This window comes from Pseudoalteromonas sp. THAF3, assembly GCF_009363775.1.
Lineage (GTDB): Bacteria > Pseudomonadota > Gammaproteobacteria > Enterobacterales > Alteromonadaceae > Pseudoalteromonas > Pseudoalteromonas ruthenica.
In genome coordinates this window covers 1,603,494-1,625,830 of sequence record NZ_CP045418.1, presented here as the reverse complement: position 1 = coordinate 1,625,830, position 22,337 = coordinate 1,603,494, and the positions used below count along the sequence as shown (strand labels likewise).

At 46.7% G+C, this 22,337-nt stretch carries 30 protein-coding genes; 5 read left to right on the top strand and 25 right to left on the bottom strand.

Annotation, left to right across the window (positions count from 1 at the left end; translation table 11 throughout):
* Window positions 1-2: 2 nt before the first annotated feature.
* The 13 genes from FIU82_RS07490 to FIU82_RS07435 form a co-directional block, all read right to left on the bottom strand.
* The gene (locus FIU82_RS07490) at window positions 3-1,460 is read right to left on the bottom strand and encodes a hypothetical protein (RefSeq protein ID WP_152440746.1); all 1,458 of its coding nucleotides are present in this window, start codon (window positions 1,458-1,460) and stop codon (window positions 3-5) included.
* Entirely contained in the window at window positions 1,460-2,227 is a 768-nt protein-coding gene (locus FIU82_RS07485) for a hypothetical protein (RefSeq protein WP_152440745.1), read from the bottom strand. The genes FIU82_RS07490 and FIU82_RS07485 overlap by 1 nt, the downstream gene beginning before the upstream one ends.
* Window positions 2,227-2,580 carry a hypothetical protein gene (locus FIU82_RS07480; protein WP_152440744.1) on the bottom strand — a complete coding sequence of 118 codons (354 nt, stop codon included), beginning with the start codon at window positions 2,578-2,580 and terminating at the stop codon, window positions 2,227-2,229. Before FIU82_RS07480 ends, FIU82_RS07485 begins: the two co-directional genes overlap by 1 nt.
* A complete protein-coding gene (locus FIU82_RS07475; RefSeq protein ID WP_152440743.1) occupies window positions 2,580-2,807 on the bottom strand; it encodes a hypothetical protein in 228 nt (75 codons plus the stop codon). Before FIU82_RS07475 ends, FIU82_RS07480 begins: the two co-directional genes overlap by 1 nt.
* Window positions 2,807-2,932 carry a hypothetical protein gene (locus tag FIU82_RS18790; RefSeq protein WP_301539931.1) on the bottom strand — a complete coding sequence of 42 codons (126 nt, stop codon included), beginning with the start codon at window positions 2,930-2,932 and terminating at the stop codon, window positions 2,807-2,809. Before FIU82_RS18790 ends, FIU82_RS07475 begins: the two co-directional genes overlap by 1 nt.
* Before the next feature lie 2 nt (window positions 2,933-2,934).
* The gene (locus FIU82_RS07470) at window positions 2,935-3,249 is read right to left on the bottom strand and encodes a hypothetical protein (RefSeq protein ID WP_152440742.1); all 315 of its coding nucleotides are present in this window, start codon (window positions 3,247-3,249) and stop codon (window positions 2,935-2,937) included.
* 11 nt (window positions 3,250-3,260) lie between these two features.
* Window positions 3,261-4,070, bottom strand: coding sequence for a major capsid protein P2 (locus FIU82_RS07465; RefSeq protein ID WP_152440741.1), 810 nt, complete (start codon window positions 4,068-4,070; stop codon window positions 3,261-3,263).
* Between the two features lie 475 nt (window positions 4,071-4,545).
* A complete protein-coding gene (locus FIU82_RS07460) occupies window positions 4,546-4,743 on the bottom strand; it encodes a hypothetical protein (protein ID WP_152440740.1) in 198 nt (65 codons plus the stop codon).
* Between the two features lie 8 nt (window positions 4,744-4,751).
* Window positions 4,752-5,411: a type IV secretory system conjugative DNA transfer family protein gene (locus tag FIU82_RS07455; protein ID WP_152440739.1), complete on the bottom strand. Its 660-nt coding sequence runs from the start codon at window positions 5,409-5,411 to the stop codon at window positions 4,752-4,754.
* Entirely contained in the window at window positions 5,368-5,814 is a 447-nt protein-coding gene (locus tag FIU82_RS07450; protein WP_053911641.1) for a hypothetical protein, read from the bottom strand. Before FIU82_RS07450 ends, FIU82_RS07455 begins: the two co-directional genes overlap by 44 nt.
* On the bottom strand, window positions 5,811-6,134 hold the full coding sequence (locus FIU82_RS07445; protein WP_053911642.1) for a hypothetical protein: 324 nt from the start codon (window positions 6,132-6,134) through the stop codon (window positions 5,811-5,813). The genes FIU82_RS07450 and FIU82_RS07445 overlap by 4 nt, the downstream gene beginning before the upstream one ends.
* Complete coding sequence (locus FIU82_RS07440) at window positions 6,127-6,348, bottom strand: hypothetical protein (protein ID WP_152440738.1); 222 nt, start codon at window positions 6,346-6,348, stop codon at window positions 6,127-6,129. Before FIU82_RS07440 ends, FIU82_RS07445 begins: the two co-directional genes overlap by 8 nt.
* Before the next feature lie 930 nt (window positions 6,349-7,278).
* Window positions 7,279-7,557, bottom strand: coding sequence for a hypothetical protein (locus tag FIU82_RS07435; RefSeq protein WP_152440737.1), 279 nt, complete (start codon window positions 7,555-7,557; stop codon window positions 7,279-7,281).
* 252 nt (window positions 7,558-7,809) lie between these two features.
* Here FIU82_RS07435 and FIU82_RS07430 point away from each other — a divergent pair, with 252 nt between their 5' ends.
* A complete protein-coding gene (locus FIU82_RS07430; RefSeq protein ID WP_152440736.1) occupies window positions 7,810-8,088 on the top strand; it encodes a hypothetical protein in 279 nt (92 codons plus the stop codon).
* 256 nt (window positions 8,089-8,344) lie between these two features.
* Here FIU82_RS07430 and FIU82_RS07425 read toward each other — a convergent pair whose 3' ends face one another.
* Window positions 8,345-8,875 carry a cold shock domain-containing protein gene (locus tag FIU82_RS07425; RefSeq protein WP_152440735.1) on the bottom strand — a complete coding sequence of 177 codons (531 nt, stop codon included), beginning with the start codon at window positions 8,873-8,875 and terminating at the stop codon, window positions 8,345-8,347.
* Between the two features lie 254 nt (window positions 8,876-9,129).
* On the opposite strand from FIU82_RS07425, the gene FIU82_RS07420 reads away from it, so the two are divergent.
* Window positions 9,130-9,363, top strand: coding sequence for a hypothetical protein (locus tag FIU82_RS07420; RefSeq protein ID WP_152440734.1), 234 nt, complete (start codon window positions 9,130-9,132; stop codon window positions 9,361-9,363).
* Between the two features lie 39 nt (window positions 9,364-9,402).
* Here the strand turns inward: FIU82_RS07420 and FIU82_RS07415 are convergent, their stop codons facing one another.
* The 6 genes from FIU82_RS07415 to FIU82_RS07390 form a co-directional block, all read right to left on the bottom strand.
* Window positions 9,403-9,795, bottom strand: a complete 393-nt coding sequence (locus FIU82_RS07415) for an MAPEG family protein (RefSeq protein ID WP_022944205.1) — start codon at window positions 9,793-9,795, stop codon at window positions 9,403-9,405.
* Window positions 9,796-9,946: 151 nt separating this feature from the next.
* Window positions 9,947-10,660, bottom strand: a complete 714-nt coding sequence (locus FIU82_RS07410) for an SIMPL domain-containing protein (RefSeq protein ID WP_172972718.1) — start codon at window positions 10,658-10,660, stop codon at window positions 9,947-9,949.
* Window positions 10,661-10,760: 100 nt separating this feature from the next.
* A complete protein-coding gene (locus tag FIU82_RS07405; RefSeq protein WP_045978789.1) occupies window positions 10,761-12,317 on the bottom strand; it encodes a SulP family inorganic anion transporter in 1,557 nt (518 codons plus the stop codon).
* A 110-nt stretch (window positions 12,318-12,427) separates the two neighbouring features.
* Window positions 12,428-12,886 carry an Lrp/AsnC family transcriptional regulator gene (locus FIU82_RS07400; RefSeq protein ID WP_022944202.1) on the bottom strand — a complete coding sequence of 153 codons (459 nt, stop codon included), beginning with the start codon at window positions 12,884-12,886 and terminating at the stop codon, window positions 12,428-12,430.
* 68 nt (window positions 12,887-12,954) lie between these two features.
* Window positions 12,955-13,596 carry an MBL fold metallo-hydrolase gene (locus tag FIU82_RS07395; RefSeq protein ID WP_152440732.1) on the bottom strand — a complete coding sequence of 214 codons (642 nt, stop codon included), beginning with the start codon at window positions 13,594-13,596 and terminating at the stop codon, window positions 12,955-12,957.
* 3 nt (window positions 13,597-13,599) lie between these two features.
* Window positions 13,600-15,369: a M14 family metallopeptidase gene (locus FIU82_RS07390; protein WP_152440731.1), complete on the bottom strand. Its 1,770-nt coding sequence runs from the start codon at window positions 15,367-15,369 to the stop codon at window positions 13,600-13,602.
* A gap of 119 nt (window positions 15,370-15,488) precedes the next feature.
* Here FIU82_RS07390 and FIU82_RS07385 point away from each other — a divergent pair, with 119 nt between their 5' ends.
* Window positions 15,489-16,316: an SDR family oxidoreductase gene (locus FIU82_RS07385; protein WP_045978871.1), complete on the top strand. Its 828-nt coding sequence runs from the start codon at window positions 15,489-15,491 to the stop codon at window positions 16,314-16,316.
* Between the two features lie 72 nt (window positions 16,317-16,388).
* Here the strand turns inward: FIU82_RS07385 and rplT are convergent, their stop codons facing one another.
* The 4 genes from rplT to thrS all read right to left on the bottom strand — a co-directional run bounded on the left by rplT (window position 16,389) and on the right by thrS (window position 19,704).
* Entirely contained in the window at window positions 16,389-16,748 is a 360-nt protein-coding gene (rplT, locus tag FIU82_RS07380; protein ID WP_022944198.1) for a 50S ribosomal protein L20, read from the bottom strand.
* A 15-nt stretch (window positions 16,749-16,763) separates the two neighbouring features.
* Window positions 16,764-16,964 carry a 50S ribosomal protein L35 gene (gene rpmI / locus FIU82_RS07375; RefSeq protein ID WP_022944197.1) on the bottom strand — a complete coding sequence of 67 codons (201 nt, stop codon included), beginning with the start codon at window positions 16,962-16,964 and terminating at the stop codon, window positions 16,764-16,766.
* A gap of 208 nt (window positions 16,965-17,172) precedes the next feature.
* Window positions 17,173-17,733, bottom strand: coding sequence for a translation initiation factor IF-3 (infC, locus tag FIU82_RS07370; protein ID WP_022944196.1), 561 nt, complete (start codon window positions 17,731-17,733; stop codon window positions 17,173-17,175).
* 60 nt (window positions 17,734-17,793) lie between these two features.
* Window positions 17,794-19,704, bottom strand: coding sequence for a threonine--tRNA ligase (thrS, locus tag FIU82_RS07365; RefSeq protein ID WP_152440730.1), 1,911 nt, complete (start codon window positions 19,702-19,704; stop codon window positions 17,794-17,796).
* A 246-nt stretch (window positions 19,705-19,950) separates the two neighbouring features.
* On the opposite strand from thrS, the gene FIU82_RS07360 reads away from it, so the two are divergent.
* Window positions 19,951-20,391 (top strand): DUF3010 family protein, encoded by a 441-nt coding sequence (locus FIU82_RS07360; protein WP_022944194.1) that lies wholly within the window; start codon window positions 19,951-19,953, stop codon window positions 20,389-20,391.
* Window positions 20,392-20,432: 41 nt separating this feature from the next.
* Here the strand turns inward: FIU82_RS07360 and FIU82_RS07355 are convergent, their stop codons facing one another.
* Complete coding sequence (locus FIU82_RS07355; protein ID WP_152440729.1) at window positions 20,433-21,455, bottom strand: DNA topoisomerase IB; 1,023 nt, start codon at window positions 21,453-21,455, stop codon at window positions 20,433-20,435.
* Between the two features lie 287 nt (window positions 21,456-21,742).
* Here FIU82_RS07355 and FIU82_RS07350 point away from each other — a divergent pair, with 287 nt between their 5' ends.
* Window positions 21,743-22,183 carry a PA2169 family four-helix-bundle protein gene (locus FIU82_RS07350; RefSeq protein ID WP_022944192.1) on the top strand — a complete coding sequence of 147 codons (441 nt, stop codon included), beginning with the start codon at window positions 21,743-21,745 and terminating at the stop codon, window positions 22,181-22,183.
* The last annotated feature ends 154 nt before the right edge of the window (window positions 22,184-22,337 follow it).

Genomic DNA, 22,337 nt, shown 5'->3' with positions numbered 1-22,337 from the left:
CACTAGCTAAACCCCTTAAGCACTCTGAGTTGCTGTTTAGCTATAATGCGCTTTTTCTCGGTGCTAACTAATTCAACATCACCGTTTCTCGGGTGGACAACCAAATTGCCGCCTGACCAGCCCATATAGACTGATGCCGAAGAACTCCAAGTGTGAGGCCCTGGGTAACTAACTAATGTTGCTCCATCATCCTCAGATTCGTAGAAATTGCCGTCGACGCCATAAATCAATAAACCGCTGGGGGTAGCAATAGCCGCAGCGCCCCCTGCAACCAGGTTAAGGTTAAGACTGGCTTTATTAATCGTGTAGACGCTAGAGTTAGACCCCTTCGTTGAAAATACGAGTATGCGGTCATTTTCAGTGCACTGGGCCTCATAGTTGATACCTTTGTCTATTTGCCCAATTGGTTGATCAGTTCCCCAGGAGTCAGCGAGCGTTGCAGTTTCAAAGACATAAGTGTCAATCCCCACTACTGCTAAAAACTTGTCGTCAAATGCTCGCAAAACATTCCACTTAGGGCCGCCGACCATTTTCATATCCCACACAGTGTTCATGTTATTGTCGCGACTGACGTACACAAAGCCTGGCTCAGTTCCCAGACCAGCAATAATGAATTTCCCCGCACTTTCAGAGTAGGTCATACAATCACACCGACTCAGATGTACATCTGCGCTTCCTGTTCCTGTCGCAGACAGAAATGGCATCCACTTAACCCCCTGCGCACCAGTGCGTATATTGAAAATGTGGATATGGCCGTAAGAGCCACAAGCCGCAATTTCGTCCTCTGAAATCCGCGTAACATGTTCATACTGCTGAACACCTGATATATGCTCTAGCAGCTGATATTGCCCATCTTTGTAGACAAATAGCCCGGCACTCGTCGCAACGTATAACCCCGTTTCGTGCTCGAGTGTCGCAAACGTGTAGCCACCGTCGAAAGGAACTTGTGTTGATTGCGTCGTTGGTTGGTATTCTGCCCTTTCTTCAATCGCAGCCCAAATCTCGGCTGCGCCCGCAATTTCAACCTCTTGATGTGCAGCAACAGGGATACCGTTTTCTTTGCTCACATTGCTTCCGCCATACCACCAAGGGAGATCAGAAACTATGCGCGCATTTAAGCGGTTTGGTTCGAACGGTAGAACAAGTTCAGAGTCTCCGTAATGATTTGATAGCCCATTTTGCAACGCATTAGCGTTCTGTGCTGGCGCATCATAACCAAGCGGCCAGATATCGGCCCATATTTCAACGCGCTGCTCTTGCTCAGCTTCGATGACGATACGCTCAAACTCTTTTGCAAACGCAATCTCAAACCCCGCGCGCACCTCTGTATCCAAAAGCAATTCAGTCTTAGCGTGAACGCGCAGCCTGAGCGCCGTTTGACACTTGATCAACTTGAAGTGGTGGCCGCGCTTTGAAATTTCGCGCATTTCGCCAGCGCGTATTGTTTGCTTGTACAGCATTAGTTTGTCCCCTTACTTAACGCAACAAGTACGACTGCGCCAGCGGCAGCAATGCCGATGTACATCATTGTTTTGTTGGTGCTGATGGCGAGCTGCTGCCCATCTGAGCGGCTCGCGTCGTTTGCGAACTGTAACGCCTGCTTATGAGCCAATAGCGTTTGATCGCCTGCCTCCTCGTAAGCGTCAGCCGTTTCGGCGATAACATCACGCGCTAAGTTACTGCTGTTATTGGCGGTAAAATACGCCATTTCTGATACCCGTTCACTGCTATTGTCAATCGCAAGAAGTGAGTCTTGCAACGTATCCCGAGCAAAGTCGGTGTTCGTTGCGTGCATGTTCTCTGATAGATAAGCTACGTCGCGGGCCAACTCACTATTAGCATCAATAGATGTTTCAGCCAGGTAGTTTTGCGCCATGATTGAGTCACGCGCTAGGCTCGTGTTTTCGCCGACAACATCAGCACCAAAGCTAAAACCATCGCTAATAAGCCCTGCAAATTGGTCTGTAACCCCTTCGGCGAAATGCAAAGAATCTTGGTTTACGTCCCGCGCCAAGTCATAACCCCCACGCACAGCCGAATCACCAAAGTCGAAGCCCGCACGGGCCATATCAACCGCGCCATCAATTAACCCGCCGTCTGTGCTGGTGATATTGAACGAATTGCCGTTACCATTGGTGATAAAGCCCTGGTTATCACCCGACACACCAATCGTTGTGCTGGTGTTATTGGTTTGCTGGCGGCTGGATGAACTAGATCTGCTACCCATTATATTGCCATCCTGTAAACGTGATGCCCGTTGTTATCGTGCATCAGAAATTTAAACTGATACGCCCGTAATAAGCGCTTAAGCGCGGGGCGTTTGGTGTGAAAGAGAATTGCGCCCGCCTTGAGGCGTTGGCCCAGGCGTACAATTAATGGCGCGATATGATTTAGATTTGCGCCCTGGGCGCAGACAACGACAAGGCCGTCTGCATCCAGGCGTAACACACAATAGCAACCCATGTGCTCAACAAGTAAAGCCCGGCTCGTTGCTATCTCTTGCCGTATTTCGGCGTAATCGTTGGTGCTTCCGGCTGCATCCTTGATGTGCTCAAGCTCGCTAATGTGTGCTATACGCATTACTTTTTACGTGTCATTAGGTACAGGCCAACAACCGCAATGCCGCCTAAAATCAGCAATTGGTTGTTGGTACCGCCACCAAAACTTAAATTACCGCCTTGAAAGCGTTGGTTAAGTGTTTGGTCGCCAGTTTCAGCACTGGCACTTGAACTAATAGGACTGCCCGCCCCGTTCGTCATGCCCCCCATGCCGCCTAACCCTGCGACTGCGCCCATTCCTGGAAACATTACTCACCCTCCGCAGTAGGTGCATCACGCAGCAATTTGCGCACCCCTTCTGCTACAAAGTTTGCAGCCACTGCGATAGCGACCCCGTAAGCGAAATAACGCCAGCCTTTTGGTGAATTGCGCATGGCTATTTCCCCTTAAGTAACAGGGCCACAAGCAGCAAACCGACAGAGCCCATTAATACAGTTTTTTGAGGAACCCCAAAAATCATTGGCTCTTGCGGCTGTTGTGTCGCCGTTTGTTTGGGCGCTTCTACTTGCACAGCTGCACCGTTTTCGTACTCAGGCAAATATGACTGCTCAAGTCGGCCTTGGCCGGATGAATTCTTAGCGGCTTTAATCGCTTCGTACTCACCGTATGCGTTGACCGCTTGTGACAGCAGACCGCCAATAGTGGTGCCCCAGTTTGACACTGGTTGCGCCCCTCCTGTTGGTTGCATCATGGTGCGCCCCCTTAGAAACTAGACTTTGCGTAATCCGCAAAGTAGTACACGACCACCTCAGCTTGGCCCGCCGTGGTCGCATCAATGCGCAAGCGCATATCACGAATGGCTTTATCAAGCTTGAGCGACTCGTACATATCGCCCTCGAGCATGAAATCAATCCAATACTGGTTGCTAATGGCGGTGCGGCCATTTTGCTTATTGATGTGGTTATGCAGTGCTTTGGGGATAGAGTCGCGCCACTTGGTGTTGTCGACTAGGAACTCGACGCCATCGATGCCTGGGGCTTTAATAAGAATACCCGCAATGTGCGCACCGTCAGGCCGTGGCAAGTTGTCGATTTCAGTGCGGCCGTTGATAAGGTTGTACATAAACGAACGGCGCTTAAACACCCAGCCGACAGGCGCGGGGGCGCTCTTTTCTGCAAACGCTTCGATTGCCGGTGCTGTTGCAGCGCTATCGATATCGAACTTCAGTTGCAGCGTGGATAAACCGACCGTGCCCAGGGCGAAGAAACGACGCTCAATTAATGCCGCTTTTTGCGCGCTTTCTAGCTGGTCTTGCACAAAGTGGAATGTGGCATAGTCCGCCAAGGTTTCACGCTGAAAACGGGCGTTTTCATCAAGCAAGTCCTGCAATGAGCGGTACTCGGTGAGCATTCGGCCATTCGTTTCAATACGAATATTTTTAATCTGGTTGGCTGTTACGCCTGTATACGCCAAGTGGATTTTGTCGTAAGTCAGGCCGACAGGTAGGTTTAGAGATACTGTGTTGCCAGCTTCAACACCTGTGAAATTAGGTAACTTTTCAATCGCTCGCATACCGCCCCCTTAATTTACTAGGCGCTTAACTGGGCGCAGAGCGGACACTTTATTGATTGCGGCGAGAACACCGATAGTCATAGCGATAGTGATTAAACGATTTTTGCTAAACATGTTGTGCTGTCTCCAATGGTTGCACTAGGTAAAGAACCCAAAGCGGGTGACAGCATTTAAGCGGGAATAAAAAAGGGCCGTTGTAGCTATAACTAAAGCTATTTCGGCCCCTTAAAATTTTTTGATTTTTAGCTTTAGCTCAATATTTTTTTACTGGCTAAGTGTTCCTCTATTAATTGTTGAAACTCAGTTATCGTTTTAGGCTTTAGCTCCTTACCCTCATCGATGGCGTAAGCATGACAGATTAATAGCCAAGATTGCCTAAGCGCTTTGCGTTTTCGCCTGGCATGGTTGCGCTTGGCCCGTTCTATTTGTAGGTCATGCCATTTTGAAACTTGAGGGATAAACATAACATCAGCACCTATTCCTTTTCGCTTCGTCTTTTTAGCTGGTACTCACATATTTGCTTATCTTGCTTAACAGATTGTAGATTCTCACTGCCAACAATAACCCCAAAAGAAAATACAATTAACATGACAAATAAAACAGATAGAATAAGCCCGACTGGCTCTTTTACAGGCTCTTTTACAGGCTCTTTTATAGCAAAACTCTCTTTCATAGCGCTTCCTAAAATTTAATGGTTTCGAGTGTGGCCGCGTCGGTTCCTTTGCGTATCCAGTATTGGACTTGCTTGCGGTGAATGTTCTCAATGCTTTGCAAATCAGCCACAGATATTCCCATTTCCCCAGCCATATACTTGTAACTCGCCATGGTCTTAAGTGCACCGCACCAGGTATATTCGACCTGGTTCATAATAGTTTTATCGCACTCTTGGGGGCGTTGGGTAATGGCGTAGAGCTTGCCGCCGTACTTTCGTATTTTGCGGCACAGCTGCCCCCAATGCTCGGTGGCTTTTGATACCCGGGTAACATCAGCAATTTCATCGCATATCACCGTCATTGGGGCGGCTTGGTGAAGAATGGCAAACACCAGCTGCGCGTAACGCTCGAAGTTATCCTCGTTGGGTTGAACTGTGAGAGCGCAACGTATTGGCCCAAACCCTGAACGCTTGACCAGGCGTTCAAATGCGGCCATTGATTTAACCCGTGGTAAGCGGTAATCCTCGTCGGGGTCCCAAGCAACAATGCGCGGCTGTTTAAAGTCAATTGTCTGGCGTAAAAATGCTGACTTACCGCTGCCGCTGGCCCCGACAATGAGCACGTTTTCATTCGCAAGGGATGGATCATGGCGCTTTAGTTTCTTCGGCGCTGGCTTGCGCTTGGTCATCTTGGCCCCCTTGTTGTTCCAGTTGTTGTTGCTCAGCTTGGTTAGCAAACTCAATCATGGCCCGAGGGCCAAAGATACCCGCGACGGTTGCAGCCAGCGCCCAGCCAGGTGAAAGGTCTGTTTCTGGCATCACCGCATCAATACGGTCTGATAGCTCCACCAATTCGCCTTGCTGCAAAGCCCAGTGGTCGCCAAAGCGCTTGGCCGCAAAATCAGTGGCGAACTTAATACCGATGCAGATCATTTCGCCGGCATTACTGCCAGCTGCGCCTTCGGTGTTGCTTTGAGCCATCACCGCTTCTGTAATGTCGGCATCGTCATCTAGAATGTCGGTAAAGTCGGGCTGGCCTAGATCAACTTCTTGGCCTAGGTCTGTGGGTTGGTCTTGGTTTGGTAAACTCATTCGTCCTCATCCTCAAACATGCGAGATAGTAAACTTTTCTTGTTTTGCGCCTTAGCTGCGACACGTTCCTGGCGCTCGCGGGCCTGCTCGCTAACTTCGTGAGCCGCTTCGCTGGCTTCTGCTTCGTTCAATGACCGCATGTTATCTTCGATAAACTTTTGCCCGCCTGGTAACGGAATTTGTACCGTGCCGCATGGGCCATTGGGGCCGTCGTAGCATCGGTAATACCATTTCGCGTTGCGGCTAGCTTGCTTGTGCACCGTTGCATCACGACTGCCACAGTGCGGGCAGGTGATTTTGCCGTATATCTCCTTACCCATTGGCCGACTCCGCTTTATCTAAGCGTTTCTCTAGCCCTTCAATCATTTTGTGCTGGCAAACGATTGCCTTGCGCGTTGATTTAGCCAGTTGAAGTGCTTTGTCTTTCACAGCAAGGGGGTTGCTGCCCTTGATTGCTTGCTCGAGCACGTTCATCTGCTCTATGGTGGTGTAAAAAAGTGATTTTAAATCAGTAGCTTGCGTTGAATTACTCATGTAACCGCCTGTTTTTAAACAAAAAAACGAAAATTGTGGATAAGTGGACAAAAGCCGCTGGCGCGTCTTGTTGCCGCACTTACCGCACAACCCAATAAGCCGTGGATATGATGGACAAAGCCCCTAGCGGGCCTGTTGACCACATATCACACCGCCCAATAAAATTTTTTGAATTTTCTCAGGTCGGTTTGCCTCGGTAGCGCCCTTGCGGGCGCGGGAAAGGCTGGCCCTTGCAGGGCCTTGCACCTCGCTTGCGCCTTGAGGTTGCATGAGCAAAAGCAAAATGCCGCTTTCGCTCAAAAAAATGCTGGCCCCTCGCGGGGCTTTTCTCCTGGAGAATGCGCGCGCTATACCGCTGGGGACTCTTTGCCCCCTTGCTACATCCTCGCTGCGCTTCGGATGCAGCAAGCCCCTTACGAACCGCTAAAGAACTAACCGAACTGAATCGGGCCTAAAGCTAATCGCAATGTCGGCGCTGCACCCAAAGCCGCTTGGTAAGCTTTGCTAAAGGCCTAAAGCTAGGCACTTAGCTAAAGCTATGCTTCGGATGGCCGCACGCTTTGGTGAGCGTTACGGCAAGAGTGGCTATTCAAGCGCTTTCAACCTAATGCGCCCCTGGTACCCGTGCCCACTCTCACAGCGTTGGCCGTATTCCTAACGGTGATGTTGCGCAAGGTTGCGAGCCTTGTATTACCCCTGTTGGGCGCTTGTCCTAGCCGTTGCCGCTGTCGCTTCGTACACGTAGGGCTATTGGTACTGTTCCCGTGATAACCCTATGAGGACACTCACCCCCCACGAACTGCGGCACACCTAGACCACTTACTCTATGATCCAATCTAAGTGCTAAAGCCCCACAGCCGCTTATTTAACGAGTGCATTCTTAGCTAAAGCTACTGCGATAGCTTTAGCTAAAAACGCAAAAACCAGCCGTTAAGCTGGTTCTGTGATTCGCTCTAGGCCAAGGGCTTTAGCTTGTTTCTTTAATGTTCCATACTCGCGTACATTTAATTCTATGGAGGCACCAATAAGGGAACAATCATAAAAAGGTGACTTCACATGAGTAAAAACATACTTTGTGCCATCAACGAGTGTGTCACCTGAAAACGAAAGCTCGTTAAAGTAAATAAGATGTCTGGTACACGTAGCACTATCTTTAAGCTCTAAGCTATAGCCAGTGTGGGGGCATTCTTGAATTGATATTGTCTTCATTAGCGCATTTATCCTTTCAGGTCTTAGGTTCCATTCAGGCCAAATTAAAAAGCAAGGGCTAAACTGAGGACTGCTACCCCCTCAGTCGCCCCGCCGACCTGAAATCGCCACCGCAGTTTTTGGATCTAAACGTTGCTGGCGGATCAAATAGTAAACCTACGAGGTAACGTGTCAACCCAGTGGGTAACGTTGCAAAGCCTGAAAAGCACTGTATTCTTTGCAATATAACGCCGACCTGAAAGAAGAAAAGTTATGAAAATAAGCAACTCGATTGAGCTGCTCGACTGGTTTAAAGAGTCCGTGGACATTGACTCTGATTACTCACTCGCAAAGCTGCTAGGCTTTTCAAGACAGTACATTAGTAAGGTTAGGAACGGTAGAGCCGTATTTTCTGACTTTAAAGCGCTTGAGTTAGCCATTCTAGGGAAACACCCTGAACCGCTTAAAGTCGTTGCTGCTATTGAAGCTGAGCGTGAAGAGAGGGCAGGAAACCACGAAAAAGCAAAAATTTGGAGAGAGCAAGCCGCATGAGCTTTTTCACCCCACCCCATTCTAAAGGTTGCAAAACATACAAACCCAGTCATAGCAAGGGCTACAGAGGTGGTCGATACTTGATAGGTCGATTATGTTAAATAGAGTTTAAACCTATTTAACCAACATCAATCGTCTAGTTAATGTATGACACAAACAAGCCTCTTTCGCTTTGAACCCATCAATCTTACCCTCGTACAGAGCAAAGCGTTCATTACGGTTCATCGCTAAAAGCTTGTAGCTAGGCATTTACCTTTTAAAACCTTGAGTCACTCTCACAAGGATTGCCATCGTTATCACCGTCCATTTTTGTATTCGGACAGTTTCGAATGAAAAACACAGCTTCTTCTCGTGATCTCATTTGGCTACAGTACTGGCGCCCATCACACTTAAATGTTTGTCGTGGCGTGGTGTCTACTGCGGTGTCGGGGATTTGTTGAATAGCTCTTGGACTGCCGACTTGCTCGGTAAAATCTAAATAGTTGAATAATAGAACCGACATAACCCCAACCACTAATACAGGCACTAGCTTATTCGCACCGGGCTTGTTGGTGCTTTTTGAGGTTTTGAATTTCTTCGCGGCAACTCCCTCTATACGAGCATTTGTCGCGCGCGTTTTCCCTTCATGCCTTTCAACTTCAAAGTAAATATAGTCGCCTTGTTTTGGCGATCGACTCATGTGCTTAAGCGTTGAAATGTGAATAAAGGTATTTGATGAAAGCTCTGCTGCGCTGATGAAACCGAACCCTTTATCGTCATTCCAATTGACTAGTTTACCGCGATACATGTGCTCGTCCTTGTTAGCAAATAAAGCTGCGATATTACAAATAATTACCAAGAAAATCTATAAATTACTCGTTGAATCAATCCCCTAACAATCATTACAGAAAAGGTTTGGCTACAGTTCCTCAGTCTTTGTCGGCGCTTGTTTTAAATCGTTACACTTTTTGCGTTGCAAACAAGCGCTTTGAATATAAAAATTACCTGAGTTACCGCACGTATACTCAAAATTTTAACAGTGTGGGCATTAAGGAGAAGTCAATGAAGTACGCAATCATCATCTTAACTGCAGTAATGGCTGGCTGCGCATCCCCTGAACAACAGCAATCATTTGAACAAGCTATGCTAGAGCAAGCAAACTGCTCTGGTGAGGTTGAGCAAAGTTATCGTATGACTTTTTATAGCTCAGACAAGCCAGAGAATGTGGGTAAAACCGAGCTGCAAAAAAAATGCAACCCGATCCCTACCCATGGTGATTTTGAGAAAAAGAAATAGCCATTTTCGTTGGGTTAAAATAACAAAATAATCAGGGCTTTATAAATAGAGCCCTAACGTCGCATCGAGCAGTAAGCTAATCGCCAATAAAACGATGACAGAGAATGTCAGCACCATGCTCACCACGCGAATCTTAAGCTGCTCATTGCTTTGGGCGATATTGCTTGCGTGCAGCAACCTCCCTAATACTAAGGCGGCACCAAATAGATGGCAATAATGACTCGCTAAGCCTTGATACTCATTGAGAAAAAGTAAAATCAGTGCAAATGGCACATACTCAATGAAGTTTCCGTGTGCACGAATCGCGCGTATTAAGCCTTCATCTTCGCCTGTACCTATGGACTTTTGAGCTTTGCGCCGTGCTTTAACAACATACATACTCAACTGCACATAAACCAGCGCTAAAATTGCAGCGTAAATTGAGACTATCACCCTAACCCCTTAACAAATCATAATTTGAGTAAGAACTTACAGGGCTTGGAGTAAAAAGAAAAGTGCCGACGGTAAACAAAATGCGTTTAGCCGCCGGCAGTTGGAGAGGTCGTTTCGATATCATGACTGCATCATGATAATTTCTATACTCTTAGTCCTCGAGCAAAAACACCGCGTTCACCTTCGCAATGATTTTGATTTCACCGATGTTATAAGCATCTTCCACTTTCGCGCTACCAGCGCTATCAGCCCGTACCATCATGGCCTCGACCTGGGGCATTGGACGCGCGTAATCTTGTTGGGCACTGATACTATAGACCTTTTCAATGCGGGCGTTGAAACCTTCTGCGTAGGTGTTAGCTTTGGCGTTTGCATCTTTGAATGCTTTTTGCTGCGCTTGGCTAAAAAGCTCATCATGATTGGTTAAGCCAAATTGCGACTGCCCTACTTGATTAGCCCCTTGCTGAATAAGGCCTTGCAGAGTTTGCGCATAGCTATCAATATTGCGCAAAATAATGCTGAGGTTACGACTGACTTCATAACCGTCAAATTCGTTGGTTTGAGTATCGCGGTTATAACGCGTTTTGCTGCGCACATTTAGTTGGCTAGCGTGAATATCTTTGCTGGCAACTCCCTGCTCTTTTAACGCCAGAATCATGGCCGCAAGTTTGTCATCAGCCGCTTTCTTTGCCGCAACAACATCCTTGCTGTGTTCATTGACACTGACATTCAACGTGACCTTATCGGGAGTGGCCCACACCTCCCCTACACCAGTAACTTGAACGTGAGGTTCATCAGGGATACTGGCGGCATGAGCGCCGAATGCGATGCCTGATGTAAGTATTAGAGAAATAAGCTTTTTCATGTTTTTACCCATTAGCAAATAATGCTATCCAGTTTAGGGTGAAAACGTTAATTGTGCCTGAATAAAAAAGGCCAGCATGACGCTGGCCTGTTATTAAATGTTATCCGAGTTTATCGGAAGCAACGCGGTATTTGGGGTCTTCGATAACATTGATCTCGACTAAATCGCGCGCTTTATGCAGTAGTTGCTTACAGTCAGGGCTAACATGACGTAGGTGTAAGGTTTTACCTTGCTTGGTGTATTTCTCAGCGAGGTTATCTATAGCTTCAATGGCACTGTGATCGGCAACTCGGCTATGCTTGAACTCTACAATGACATCTTTAGGGTCATTCTTAACATCAAATAACTCAATAAAGTTTTTCACTGAGCCAAAGAACAAAGGTCCATGTAACTCATATACTTTTGACCCTTCTTCATCAATGTAGCTTTCGGTGTAAATATGTTTGGCATGCTGCCAAGCAAACACTAGCGCAGAGACAATAATACCCACGCAGACCGCAATGGCTAAGTCTGTGGCCACAGTTACGGCACTGACCAAAAAGATAACGAAGGCGTCAGATTTAGGTACTTTGCGCATAATGCGGAAACTTGACCATTCAAAAGTGCCTATAACCACCATAAACATAACGCCAACCAGTGCCGCCAAAGGCACCATCTCAATATAGCTTGCGGCAAACAAAATGAAGGCCAGTAGCATCAGAGCAGCTGTCACACCCGATAAACGACTGCGGCCACCTGAGTTGATATTAATCATTGATTGGCCAATCATGGCACAGCCACCCATCGCGCCAAAGAAACCACAAGTCAAGTTAGCTGCGCCCTGGCCCATGCATTCTTTATTACTTTGACCACGGGTGTCTGTGATTTCGTCAATTAGCGTAAGCGTTAGTAACGATTCGATTAGACCAATGGCGGCAAGAATCACGGCGTATGGCAGGATGATTTGGAATGTTTCCCAGTTGAGCGGCACTTGAGGGATATGGAATTCAGGTAAACCACCGGCGATTGTGGCGCTGGCATCACCGGTCATATCTTTAACAAAGTCGATAACCGTGCGGGCTTCTAAATCTAACCCTAAAACTAAACCCGTCACCACGACAATCGCTGCCAAACTTGAAGGAATAGCAGTGGTTAGTTTAGGTAAAAAGTGAATGATAGCCATGGTCAAAGCAACCAGGCCCAGCATGGTAGCCATCATTTCGCCTTGCATCCACTGCATTTGGCCATCGTCGCCAAGTACTTTAAATTGGCCAAGTTGAGCGAGAAAGATAACAATGGCCAAGCCGTTTACAAACCCCAACATCACAGGGTGCGGCACCATACGAATAAACTTACCAAGTTTAAAGACCCCAGCGAGAATTTGCAGTATGCCCATCAACACCACCGTGGCAAACAGGTACTCTACCCCATGGGTCACGACGAGGGAGGTCATGACAACAGCAAGGGCACCGGTGGCGCCAGATATCATGCCCGGGCGACCGCCTAATAAAGAAGTTATTAGGCCAACAATAAAGGCCGCGTATAAACCAACCAGAGGGTCTACTTGGGCTACAAAAGCAAAGGCAACGGCTTCGGGGACCAGCGCTAGGGCCACCGTCAATCCAGACAATATATCGTTTTTAGCAGAGCTTGGGGCTTTGCTTAATAAGTTAAACATTCATTCCTCGTGTACGTTAGGCAGAGCTCTTCGAAAAGGCCGCAGAGTCTAGCAAAATACCGAGAAATTAACAATTGAGTAAAAAGCTGAAGGCAGGCTTACTGCCACTTTTACAGTGGCAGTGCGGTGGAGCGCTTAACACAGGTCATAGTCACATTCGAATGTACTTCTTGCACATAGGGAAGGCTTAATAAGTGGTCTCGAACGAACTGCTCATAGCCTTCAATACCCTTGGAGATAATACGCAACATAAAGTCCATGGTACCCGCCATAGTGTAGCATTCAGTGACCTCATCATAGCTCATAATCAGCTTTTCAAAATCTGCGAGCTGGTCTCGGCCGTGGTTAGACAAACGTACATGGGCGTATACAAGCATATCGAAGCCTAGCTGCTTCTCATCTAGCAAGGCCACTTTGCCTTTGATATAGCCCTCCTGCTCAAGACGTGCAATACGGCGCCAACATGGTGATTGGGAAAGGCCGACTTGATCGGCTATTTCGGCGGTCGATAAACTGGCATCCTGTTGCAGCAATGCCAAGATCTGACGGTCAACTTGGTTTAATGACATTGATTTTTCTTTTTTAATTGTGAATTAGGTAAAATTATACATAACGCAAGGGTTTTCGTCTGTACTTTTTAACCGAATTTTCCGCTAATAAACGGGTTTTTATGGCGCTCTTGTCCTACCAAGGTCTCTTCACCATGACCGCTAAGCAATCGATAGTCATCATCTAGGCTAAGCACCTCTCGTTTGATAGAAGCGATTAATGTTGGGCCATCGCCTTTTGGAAAGTCCGTCCGCCCTATTGAACCTTTAAAAATCACATCGCCAACAACGGCAAGCTTATGACTATGACAAACAAAAATCACGTGCCCTGGCGTATGTCCCGGGCAATGGCGTACTTCAAATTGCTGCTCACCTAAACTTATTGTTTGCCCATGCTCGAGCCAGGTGTCGGGCAAAAAAGGCACTTGCGGCGCAAAGCCAAACATCTGAGCCTGCTGCGCCAAGGCATCAAACCAAAATTGCTCATCTCGTTGCGGGCCAACAATGTCGATTTGGTAATGTTTGCGCAATGTATCCGCTGCACCAACATGATCTAAATGGCCATGAGTTAGCCAAATCACACTGGGCTCAATGCCGCGCTGTGTTAACGCACGGATGATTTTATCACTATCGCCACCGGGGTCGATAATAGCGGCCTGACCACTTTGTGCGCATTGCAATATGCGGCAATTTTGCATAAAGGGAGTAACAGGAATGGTGGTAATTTTCATAAGTTAAAACTGCATTAATATTGGGTAGTGCAAATAATGCTGATCATAATACGGTGTTTGCGCATAAAGCCAAGCTCTGCGAGCATCACTGTCGTTTGCAAAGTCTTCATCTTTAAGTTTGGCGTTGTAACGCTCGGCGATATCCGGGTTTGACTCAAGCATTTGCTGCGCATATGGAGCGAGTGCATAGTTCTCAACATACTCAGTGCGCTGAAAAATACTGTGGAAGAAGCCCCACTGGAACAATGAGTCTGGCGCCTCTGGGTGCAGCATATGTGTAGCCAAAAGCCCTAAGGGTTGTGTCGTGCTTACCTTCAGCCACTGCTGATTTACTGTCGTTTTCGCCGTGCTGTAATCAAACTCTGCACTAACGCGAAAGCGCCCCTCAAATGGTGCTTGAGCAAATTGATGATTAACAATACGTGCTTGTGCCAATGGCAACTCGATGTCTGCGGTAACAGGCTTAATTTCAATTCCCTGCATTTTTAAGGTCGCGATCACATCAGTATATTGGCGTGGAATATAAAAAGCCTTGGGCACATCAACCTCGGTTTTTATCTCCTTTTGCCAGAATATGGGTAACGCATCGTAATGCTTAGGTTTGCCTAAATAACGTACTTCTTTAGCACCCGTTGCAGTGCTTTCATAGTAATCATAGGCAATCCCCTTAAAGGCAATGGTATCAGGCTCTTTGGCATAGCTGCGTTCAACAACGAGATGTTCTTGCTGCTGCACTTTAGACTGTGCCACGGCCGCGTTTATATCATCACCATGTCGGGTCAAGGCGGTGATAGCGCCGTCAATAAGCACATAAGTACCCAATACCCGTTGTTTATAGGGCTTAAGCGAATGGTTTTCTACCAAAATGGTGGGTAAATGGCGTAACTCGCCCCAACCATTTGAATAGCGAGGTCCAGCGACCCACCCAGCAAGACCTTTCGCAAAATCCATTTTATCCATGACGAACACTAAAGGCCCAGGAATATGCCCCATTTCTTCAAGTTTCTGGTCAATGACAGGCGCTATCCATTGATCCATCGCAGCTGTCACTTTTGGTGTGGCGCTGGCGAACGTTGGCGCATAACCATAAGTAATATCGTATTGGTAATCGGCGCCATCGGTAACATGAATATCGAGGTACAGACTGGGTTGATACTGATTAACAACCTCAGCTAATGCGCACACACCAGGGGTATCAAGCTTAGTGAAATCACGGTTTAAATTGAGGTTTTGACCATTGGTTCGAAAACCCATAACAGCAGGACCGCGCTGGTTGATGCGATTATAGGCACTGGCACGCTCGTGACCGTCAACGTTTAAAATCGGTATAAACAGTAGGTTAACGCTTTTTAAGATATCCAATCGTTTACCGGTGGCAATGTCTCGCAACAACATAAAGCCTGCGTCTTTACCGTCAATTTCACCACTGTGAATACCCGCTTGAATCAATAACGTGGGTTTGTCGCTATTAGCAATGTGCGCCGCGCTATTATTTCCTTGCTCGCTGGCAACCAGCATGTTGATATCACGACCCGCGTCACTTTGACCTATTTTAACTAGGCTGAACTGGGTCGGGTTAGCCTGTTGTAAGCGCTTTAAATAGGTCATCGTCGCTTGATAGTCGGGAGAGATCATTCCCCCAGAGTGTTCAAACGCCGTGGTTAACACGCCTTGTTGCTGCATCAACGCTTCACTTTGGCCATGCCAAGGGAACAGTTTGGGCAAGTGGGCATCAGCGGCTAGGGCCGTGGCTAATAACAAGCTGGTAAACATAATACGCTCTTTTTGTTGTTGTTTTGCTGTATTTGAGTATAACAAGGGGGCTTTAAAGGTGGCCAGGATTGCGACGAAATGGTAGTTTTTCGCTATGACGTTGGCACTGAGTGCAAATTATGAAAACCATTCTTATCACCGGCTGCTCTAGCGGTATAGGCTATTACTGTGCTAAACAACTGCAAAAGCGCGGTTACCAAGTGATCGCTAGTTGTCGCAATGTAGACGACGTACGCGCTCTCAACGAGCAAGGCATCACCTGTGTGCAGCTTGATTACACCGATACTGACTCCATTGAACAAGGGCTAGCCGATGCCCTGGCTTTTAGCGGCGGTAAACTAGACGCCTTGTTCAATAATGGCGCTTATGGTCAACCTGGCGCTGTGGAAGATTTACCCGTGGCAGCGCTGCGCCGGCAATTTGAAACCAATGTTTTCGGCTGGCATCACCTTACCCAATTAGTATGTAAAAAGATGCGCCAACAAGGTCATGGCCGTATCATTCAAAATTCATCGGTGTTGGGGTTAGTCACCTTGCCCTATCGCGGCGCTTATAATGCCAGTAAATTTGCATTGGAGGGATTAACAGATACCTTGCGCTTAGAGCTACAAGGCTCCGGTGTATATATTTCTTTGATTGAGCCTGGGCCGATCAGTTCGCGCTTTCGTGATAATGCACTGCACGCATTTTTAACCTCAGGCATTGATATTGAAAAAAGTGCGCACCGAGATAATTATTTAGCGCAGCAGCGGCGGTTGGAGTCCACCAGTGGCCCTCAGCCTTTTACCCTGGGACCTGAAGCGGTTTATAAACGCTTGGTGCATGCGTTAGAGTCGCAGCGCCCGCAGGCCCGTTACTATGTTACCACGCCCACCTATCTATTCGGTTTCCTTAAACGTATTTTACCAAGCAGCTGGCTTGACTGGGTGCTTACCAAGTCGCGCTAATGGCTATAGAAGTGATTTTCAGGCATTAAAAAAGGAGCCAAAAGGCTCCTTTCTTCTGCTAACACAGGTAGATTAAGCTGAAAGACCTTCTTTCGCTTTAGCTACTAATGCTGCGAATGCAGTTTGGTCATAAACAGCGATATCTGCAAGGATCTTACGATCGATTTCTACAGAAGTCTTTTTAAGACCGTTGATGAAACGGCTGTAAGACAAACCATTTTGACGAGCTGCAGCGTTGATACGTGCAATCCATAGTTGACGGAAAGTACGTTTCTTCGCACGACGGTCACGGTAAGCGTATTGACCCGCTTTAGTAACCGCTTGGAAAGCTACGCGGTAAACACGTGAACGTGCACCGTAGTAACCTTTAGCTTGCTTTAAAACTTTCTTGTGACGTGCGCGCGCGATAGTACCGCGTTTTACTCTTGCCATTATTCTATACCCCTATTAAGCGAATGGTAACATACGAGAAACTAAGCCGTGATCGTTCTTGTGAACCATTAGCTTAGGACGTAGGTGAAGCTTACGCTTAGAGGTTTTCTTGGTCAGAATGTGACGAAGGTGCGCTTGTTTACGCTTGAAACCACCAGAAGCAGTTTTCTTGAAGCGCTTAGCGGCGCCACGGTGTGTTTTTAGCTTATAAGCCATTGCAATAACTCCAATTGATATTGCTTAAATTTAGCAAGCAGGCGGTTTGAGTTCACAAACACTTTTTTGGCCCAACTTACTCCCAAAACCGGTGAGAGCGCTTAAAAAAGCGCCCTACTTCAACCGGATAGATACAGGTGCCACTGCCTTAGAAAATAAGTCATGTGGCTTGTAAACCTGCACTAATTCGTTAAACGCGCGGAGTATACTATTTTTTAGCCACCGGCGCTAGCATCATGATCATTTGGCGGCCTTCCACTTTTTTCGGGAATGACTCGACCTGTGCCAACTCTTGCAGATCATCTTTAATGCGATTCAAAAGCTCGATACCAATTTCTTGGTGGGCCATTTCACGACCACGGAAACGGATCGTTACTTTTGCCTTATCGCCAGCTTCTAAGAACTTGGTTAGATTGCGAAGCTTAACTTGGTAGTCACCAATGTCTGTACCAGGGCGGAACTTAACTTCCTTAACCTGAATTTGCTTTTGCTTCTTCTTCTGTTCTTTTTGCGCTTTGCTTTTTTCAAAAAGGAACTTACCGTAGTCCATTACCTTACAAACGGGGGGTTCAGCATTTGGGCTGATCTCTACTAGATCGACACCCGCCTCATCCGCCATTGACTGAGCTTCACTCAGGGACACGATGCCTGCTTGTTCACCTTCAAAGTCAATTAGTCGAACTTCTTTTGCCGTAATATCTTCGTTAATACGATTTTTTTGGACCTGTTGTTGGCCCTTTTTTCCGCCTCTAATGGTACGTTCCTCCAAGAATATTAAAAACTAAAAGGGTGTATTCGATACTGTTTGATACACCCTTTCGATCACAAATTACTGTCTTGTTTTAATTTCATTTGTGATTTTAGTGATAAAGTCATCGACTTTAAATTTACCTAGGTCTTCACCTGTACGTGTTCTTACTGCCACTTCTTGCTGCTCTACTTCTTTGTCACCAACAACTAGCAAGTAAGGAATACGTTTTAAAGTATGTTCGCGAATTTTAAAGCCAATTTTCTCATTTCTCAAGTCGGCTGCGGCGCGAATACCCAGTTTATTCAATTTTTGTACAACTTCGTGCACATAATCAGACTGTTTGTCAGTGATGTTCATAATCACCACCTGCTTAGGAGCAAGCCAGGTTGGGAACAGCCCTGCGTATTCTTCGGTCAAAATACCGATAAAGCGTTCGATTGAACCCAGAATAGCACGGTGAATCATCACCGGAGTGCGACGCTCGTTGTTCTCAGCCACATAAGTTGCGCCAAGACGTCCTGGTAACATAAAGTCTAGCTGTACTGTACCACACTGCCACGCTCGCTCTAAGCAATCATACAAAGTAAATTCAATTTTCGGACCATAGAAGGCACCTTCACCTGGTAGGTATTCGAATTCAATGTCTTTATCGCTCAATGCTTGCGCCAAGGCTTTCTCGGCTTTATCCCACAGTTCATCTTCACCGATGCGCTTTTCTGGGCGTGTAGAAAGCTTTACAACAATCTTTTCAAAACCAAAGGTCGAATAAGTGTCGTAAACCATATCGATACACGCCGTCACCTCTTGCAAGATTTGCTCTTCTGTACAGAAAACATGAGCATCATCTTGAGTAAAGCCACGTACGCGCATCAAGCCGTGCAACGCACCCGATGGCTCGTTACGGTGACAACAACCAAATTCGGCCATACGCAAAGGTAAATCACGGTAAGATTTCAAACCTTGGTTGAAAATCTGCACGTGACCAGGACAGTTCATTGGTTTAATAGCATACTCACGTTTCTCTGACTCCGTGGTGAACATGGCATCGCCGTATTTGTCCCAGTGGCCTGATTTTTCCCACAGTCCACGGTCCATCATTAGCGGCCCTTTCACCTCTTCATAGTCATATTCGCGCAGTTTTTCGCGAACAAACTCTTCGAGCTCGCGGTAAATGCTCCAACCATCATTGTGCCAAAACACCATACCTGGCGCTTCTTCTTGCCAGTGCCATAAATCTAGGGCTTTACCAATTTTACGGTGATCGCGTTTTTCCGCTTCTTCTAAGCGCTGCAAGTAGCCTTTAAGTTGCTTTTTATCACTCCATGCGGTGCCATAAATACGCTGCAACATTTTATTGTCAGAGTCGCCACGCCAGTATGCACCTGCTACTTTCATCAATTTAAAGTGCTGACAAAAGCTCATATTAGGTACGTGTGGGCCACGACACATATCCACGTACTCTTCGTGGTGGTATAAACCAGGACGGTCATCTTTAGCGATATTCTCGTCCAAGATTTCAACTTTATAAGGTTCGCCACGTTGTTCAAACGTGTCGCGGGCCTGTTGCCAGCTCACGGTCTTCTTAACCACGTCATATTTGGTTTTCGCAAGTTCTTTCATACGCTTTTCAAGCGCTTCTAAATCTTCTTGCGTCAGCGAGTGCTCCATATCGACATCATAATAAAAGCCGTTGTCGATAGTTGGACCAATGGCCATTTTTGCATCAGGATACAATTGCTTAATGGCGTGGCCGATAAGGTGCGCACAGGAGTGACGGATAATTTCTAAACCGTCTTCATCTTTTGCGGTGATGATCTCTAACCGTGCGTCTTCGCTGATTAAATCACAGGCGTCAACACGCTCACCGTTAACACGCCCAGCGATGGTCGCTTTGGCAAGGCCTGGGCCGATGTCTTGTGCTACGTCTAACGTGGATACAGGGTTTTCAAATGAACGCTGACTGCCGTCAGGAAGAGTAATTACTGGCATGTTTAATCCTTGTACAGTGGTGACACCTACGCCGCGCCACGTGTATTTATTTGTCTATTTAATAAGTCTAATCAACGCTTATACCAACAAGCATTGCGATGATACTGCCGCCCACACAGCGTGAGCGAGGCGCTATTTTGGCGCGCTATAGAGGTAAATACAAGGCTCGTCTGCTAATTTTCTTAACAAATTTTGTATGCGCTTCTGATATACTAATGCCATTGATAAAAAAGGTGATATTTGACTATGCATACTTGCGGCGTAGAAATAAAAGGCAGTGAAGTTTTACTATGCCTTCTAAGTAAAGAAAATGATGTGTTTGACATCCGTGATGTGCGCCAAACACGTTTTGTTTTAAGCGATGCCAACGATACTGAAGAAATCCAAAAGTTTCATCGCGACTTTAAAAAGCTGATGGAAGATTACCAAGTGGATGCTATCGCCATCAAGGCGCGACCTCATAAAGGAAAGTTCGCTGGCGGCGCGGTTGGCTTTAAAATGGAAGCGGCACTGCAGCTGATAACTAACTTAGATGTGCACATTATTAGTGCCACAGAGATGAAAGAGCAGCTTAAGCGCAACCCATTACCTATTGAGTTCGCTGATACGGGGCTGAAGAAGTTTCAAGAGCAAGCCTTTATGACGGCGTATGTCGATATTATGCTGCGCACTTACGCTAAGCAGTAATCTCCCCCGACAGTAACAGGCCGCAGAAATGGCCTGTTACGTTATCGCCCGGTAATAATCGCTAACGCATGCCTCTCATCCATGTCTAACTCCCCGGCTAAAGAGCGCGGTGTCGCGTCAAAATGCGCAAACGGGTGTTCATTTTCATAGTGTTCGCTGAGGTGTTCTAACACCTTCGGATGAATATAATACTGTTCGCAAATGTTCGCGGTATTGCCTAATTGTTTGGCAACGAGTTTAACCAGCTGAGACTTAAATTTGCGCCTTGGGTGCGCCTGTACCTGCTCTGCGGCTACGTGGGCAAAGCGCACCGCCATTCGCGTCCCCGCCCAGGTACGATAATCTTTGGCACTAAAGTGGCCGCCAAAAACACGGTGGATAAATTCGTTAATATCATCACTTTGCAGGTCATGCCATTGGCCTTGTTGATAATAACGTAGCAAGCTATACCCTTGTTGCTCTGCACTTGAAGCCACTAATTCAGCAAGCTCAGTATCGTCGATGCGCACCTCTCGGTGTTTTGCGTGTTTACCTTTAAAGCTAAATTGTACATGGTCGTCTTTAATATCCACATGCTTGCGTCGAAGCGTGGTTAACCCGCAAGTTTCATTGGCTTTGTAATAATTATTATTGCCTACACGAATCGCGGTAAGGTCTAAGATTGCGCACCCAAGCGCGCACACTTTGTCTTTCGTCCAATCAGGTTCTGCCAATAAGGATAAGCATTGCCCTCGCGCATCTGGAAGCTGAGCAGCGAATTCACCTAACTTGGCAAATTTTTTTTGCTGTTGCGCCAATTGCCAATGGGCGTGGTAAATGTATTGTCGCTTTCCTTTGCCATCAACGCCAACGGCCTGCACCTTATTGTACTGGCAAGCGCTAATACGTACATCACGCCACATAGGAGGCACAACCAACTCTCGCATTCGTTTTAAGTAAGCACGACTGGTTATCTTTTCCTTATCAAGATGGAAGTATTCAAATCCTTTTCCCCGTTTACGACGCGTTGTCGTAAGGGTATTACACTCGTGGTAGGTTGTGCTTGGGGCAACGTTACAATCCATTCTTCTTCCTTTTTTTTCCGATAATAGCTACTACGCAGCACATCTTCACCTGGCGCACTGTGAAAGGTAAAAAATAATACGCTTTGTTGGCTGTACGACTATGACGTTTTTACCGCCTACAATTGAAAAGCTTTCATAGTTGCCCATGAAAAAGGCGTTGGTTTATACATTTCAAGCGTTCGAAGATAAAGATAAAACACTGTTTAATAATGGTTTTTATGTATTCCCTCGATTTGGCACAAGCATTGCTCCTATTAAATCGAATTCAAAATTGAAGGAGCACAATTATGACAATGCAACGTTCAGAGAAAATCACAGACATTATCAAAGTACTAAAGGGTGGCATTGATTTTTACTCCGATGCCAAAGACAACATTGATAGTAATGATGTACGTACCGTGTTCCAAAACATGATCGATGAAAAGCACAAAGCGGTGACCGACTTGCAACCCTTTGCCATTGAAGAGCAAGGCGAAATTGAAACCGGCTCAGACACCCTGGTTGATGTACGTAAAACCTACACTAAGGTGATGAGCGCGATTAAGAGCAACGAAGAGCATACGTACATCAAACACCTTGAAGAGGTTGAAGATAAAGTGCTTGAAGAGTTCGACGATGCACTAGAAGAGTCGCAGCCACCTCAGTGCGCACAAGTTCTTTCTCAGCTTCGTGAACGCATGCAAATTTGCCACGATAAAATGAAGGCACTGCAAGAAGCAACGAGCTAAATTATTTCTCTCCCCAAGACGATGTAGCGGGCCCATGGCCCGCTTTTTATGTCGACAAAAACTAAACCTTTAGTCTAATTCCAATAGAAACCACCTCAAAATAATGGAAAGTGTCGACACTCTGTGCTTGATTAGGTGTTGAAGAACCTAAAAT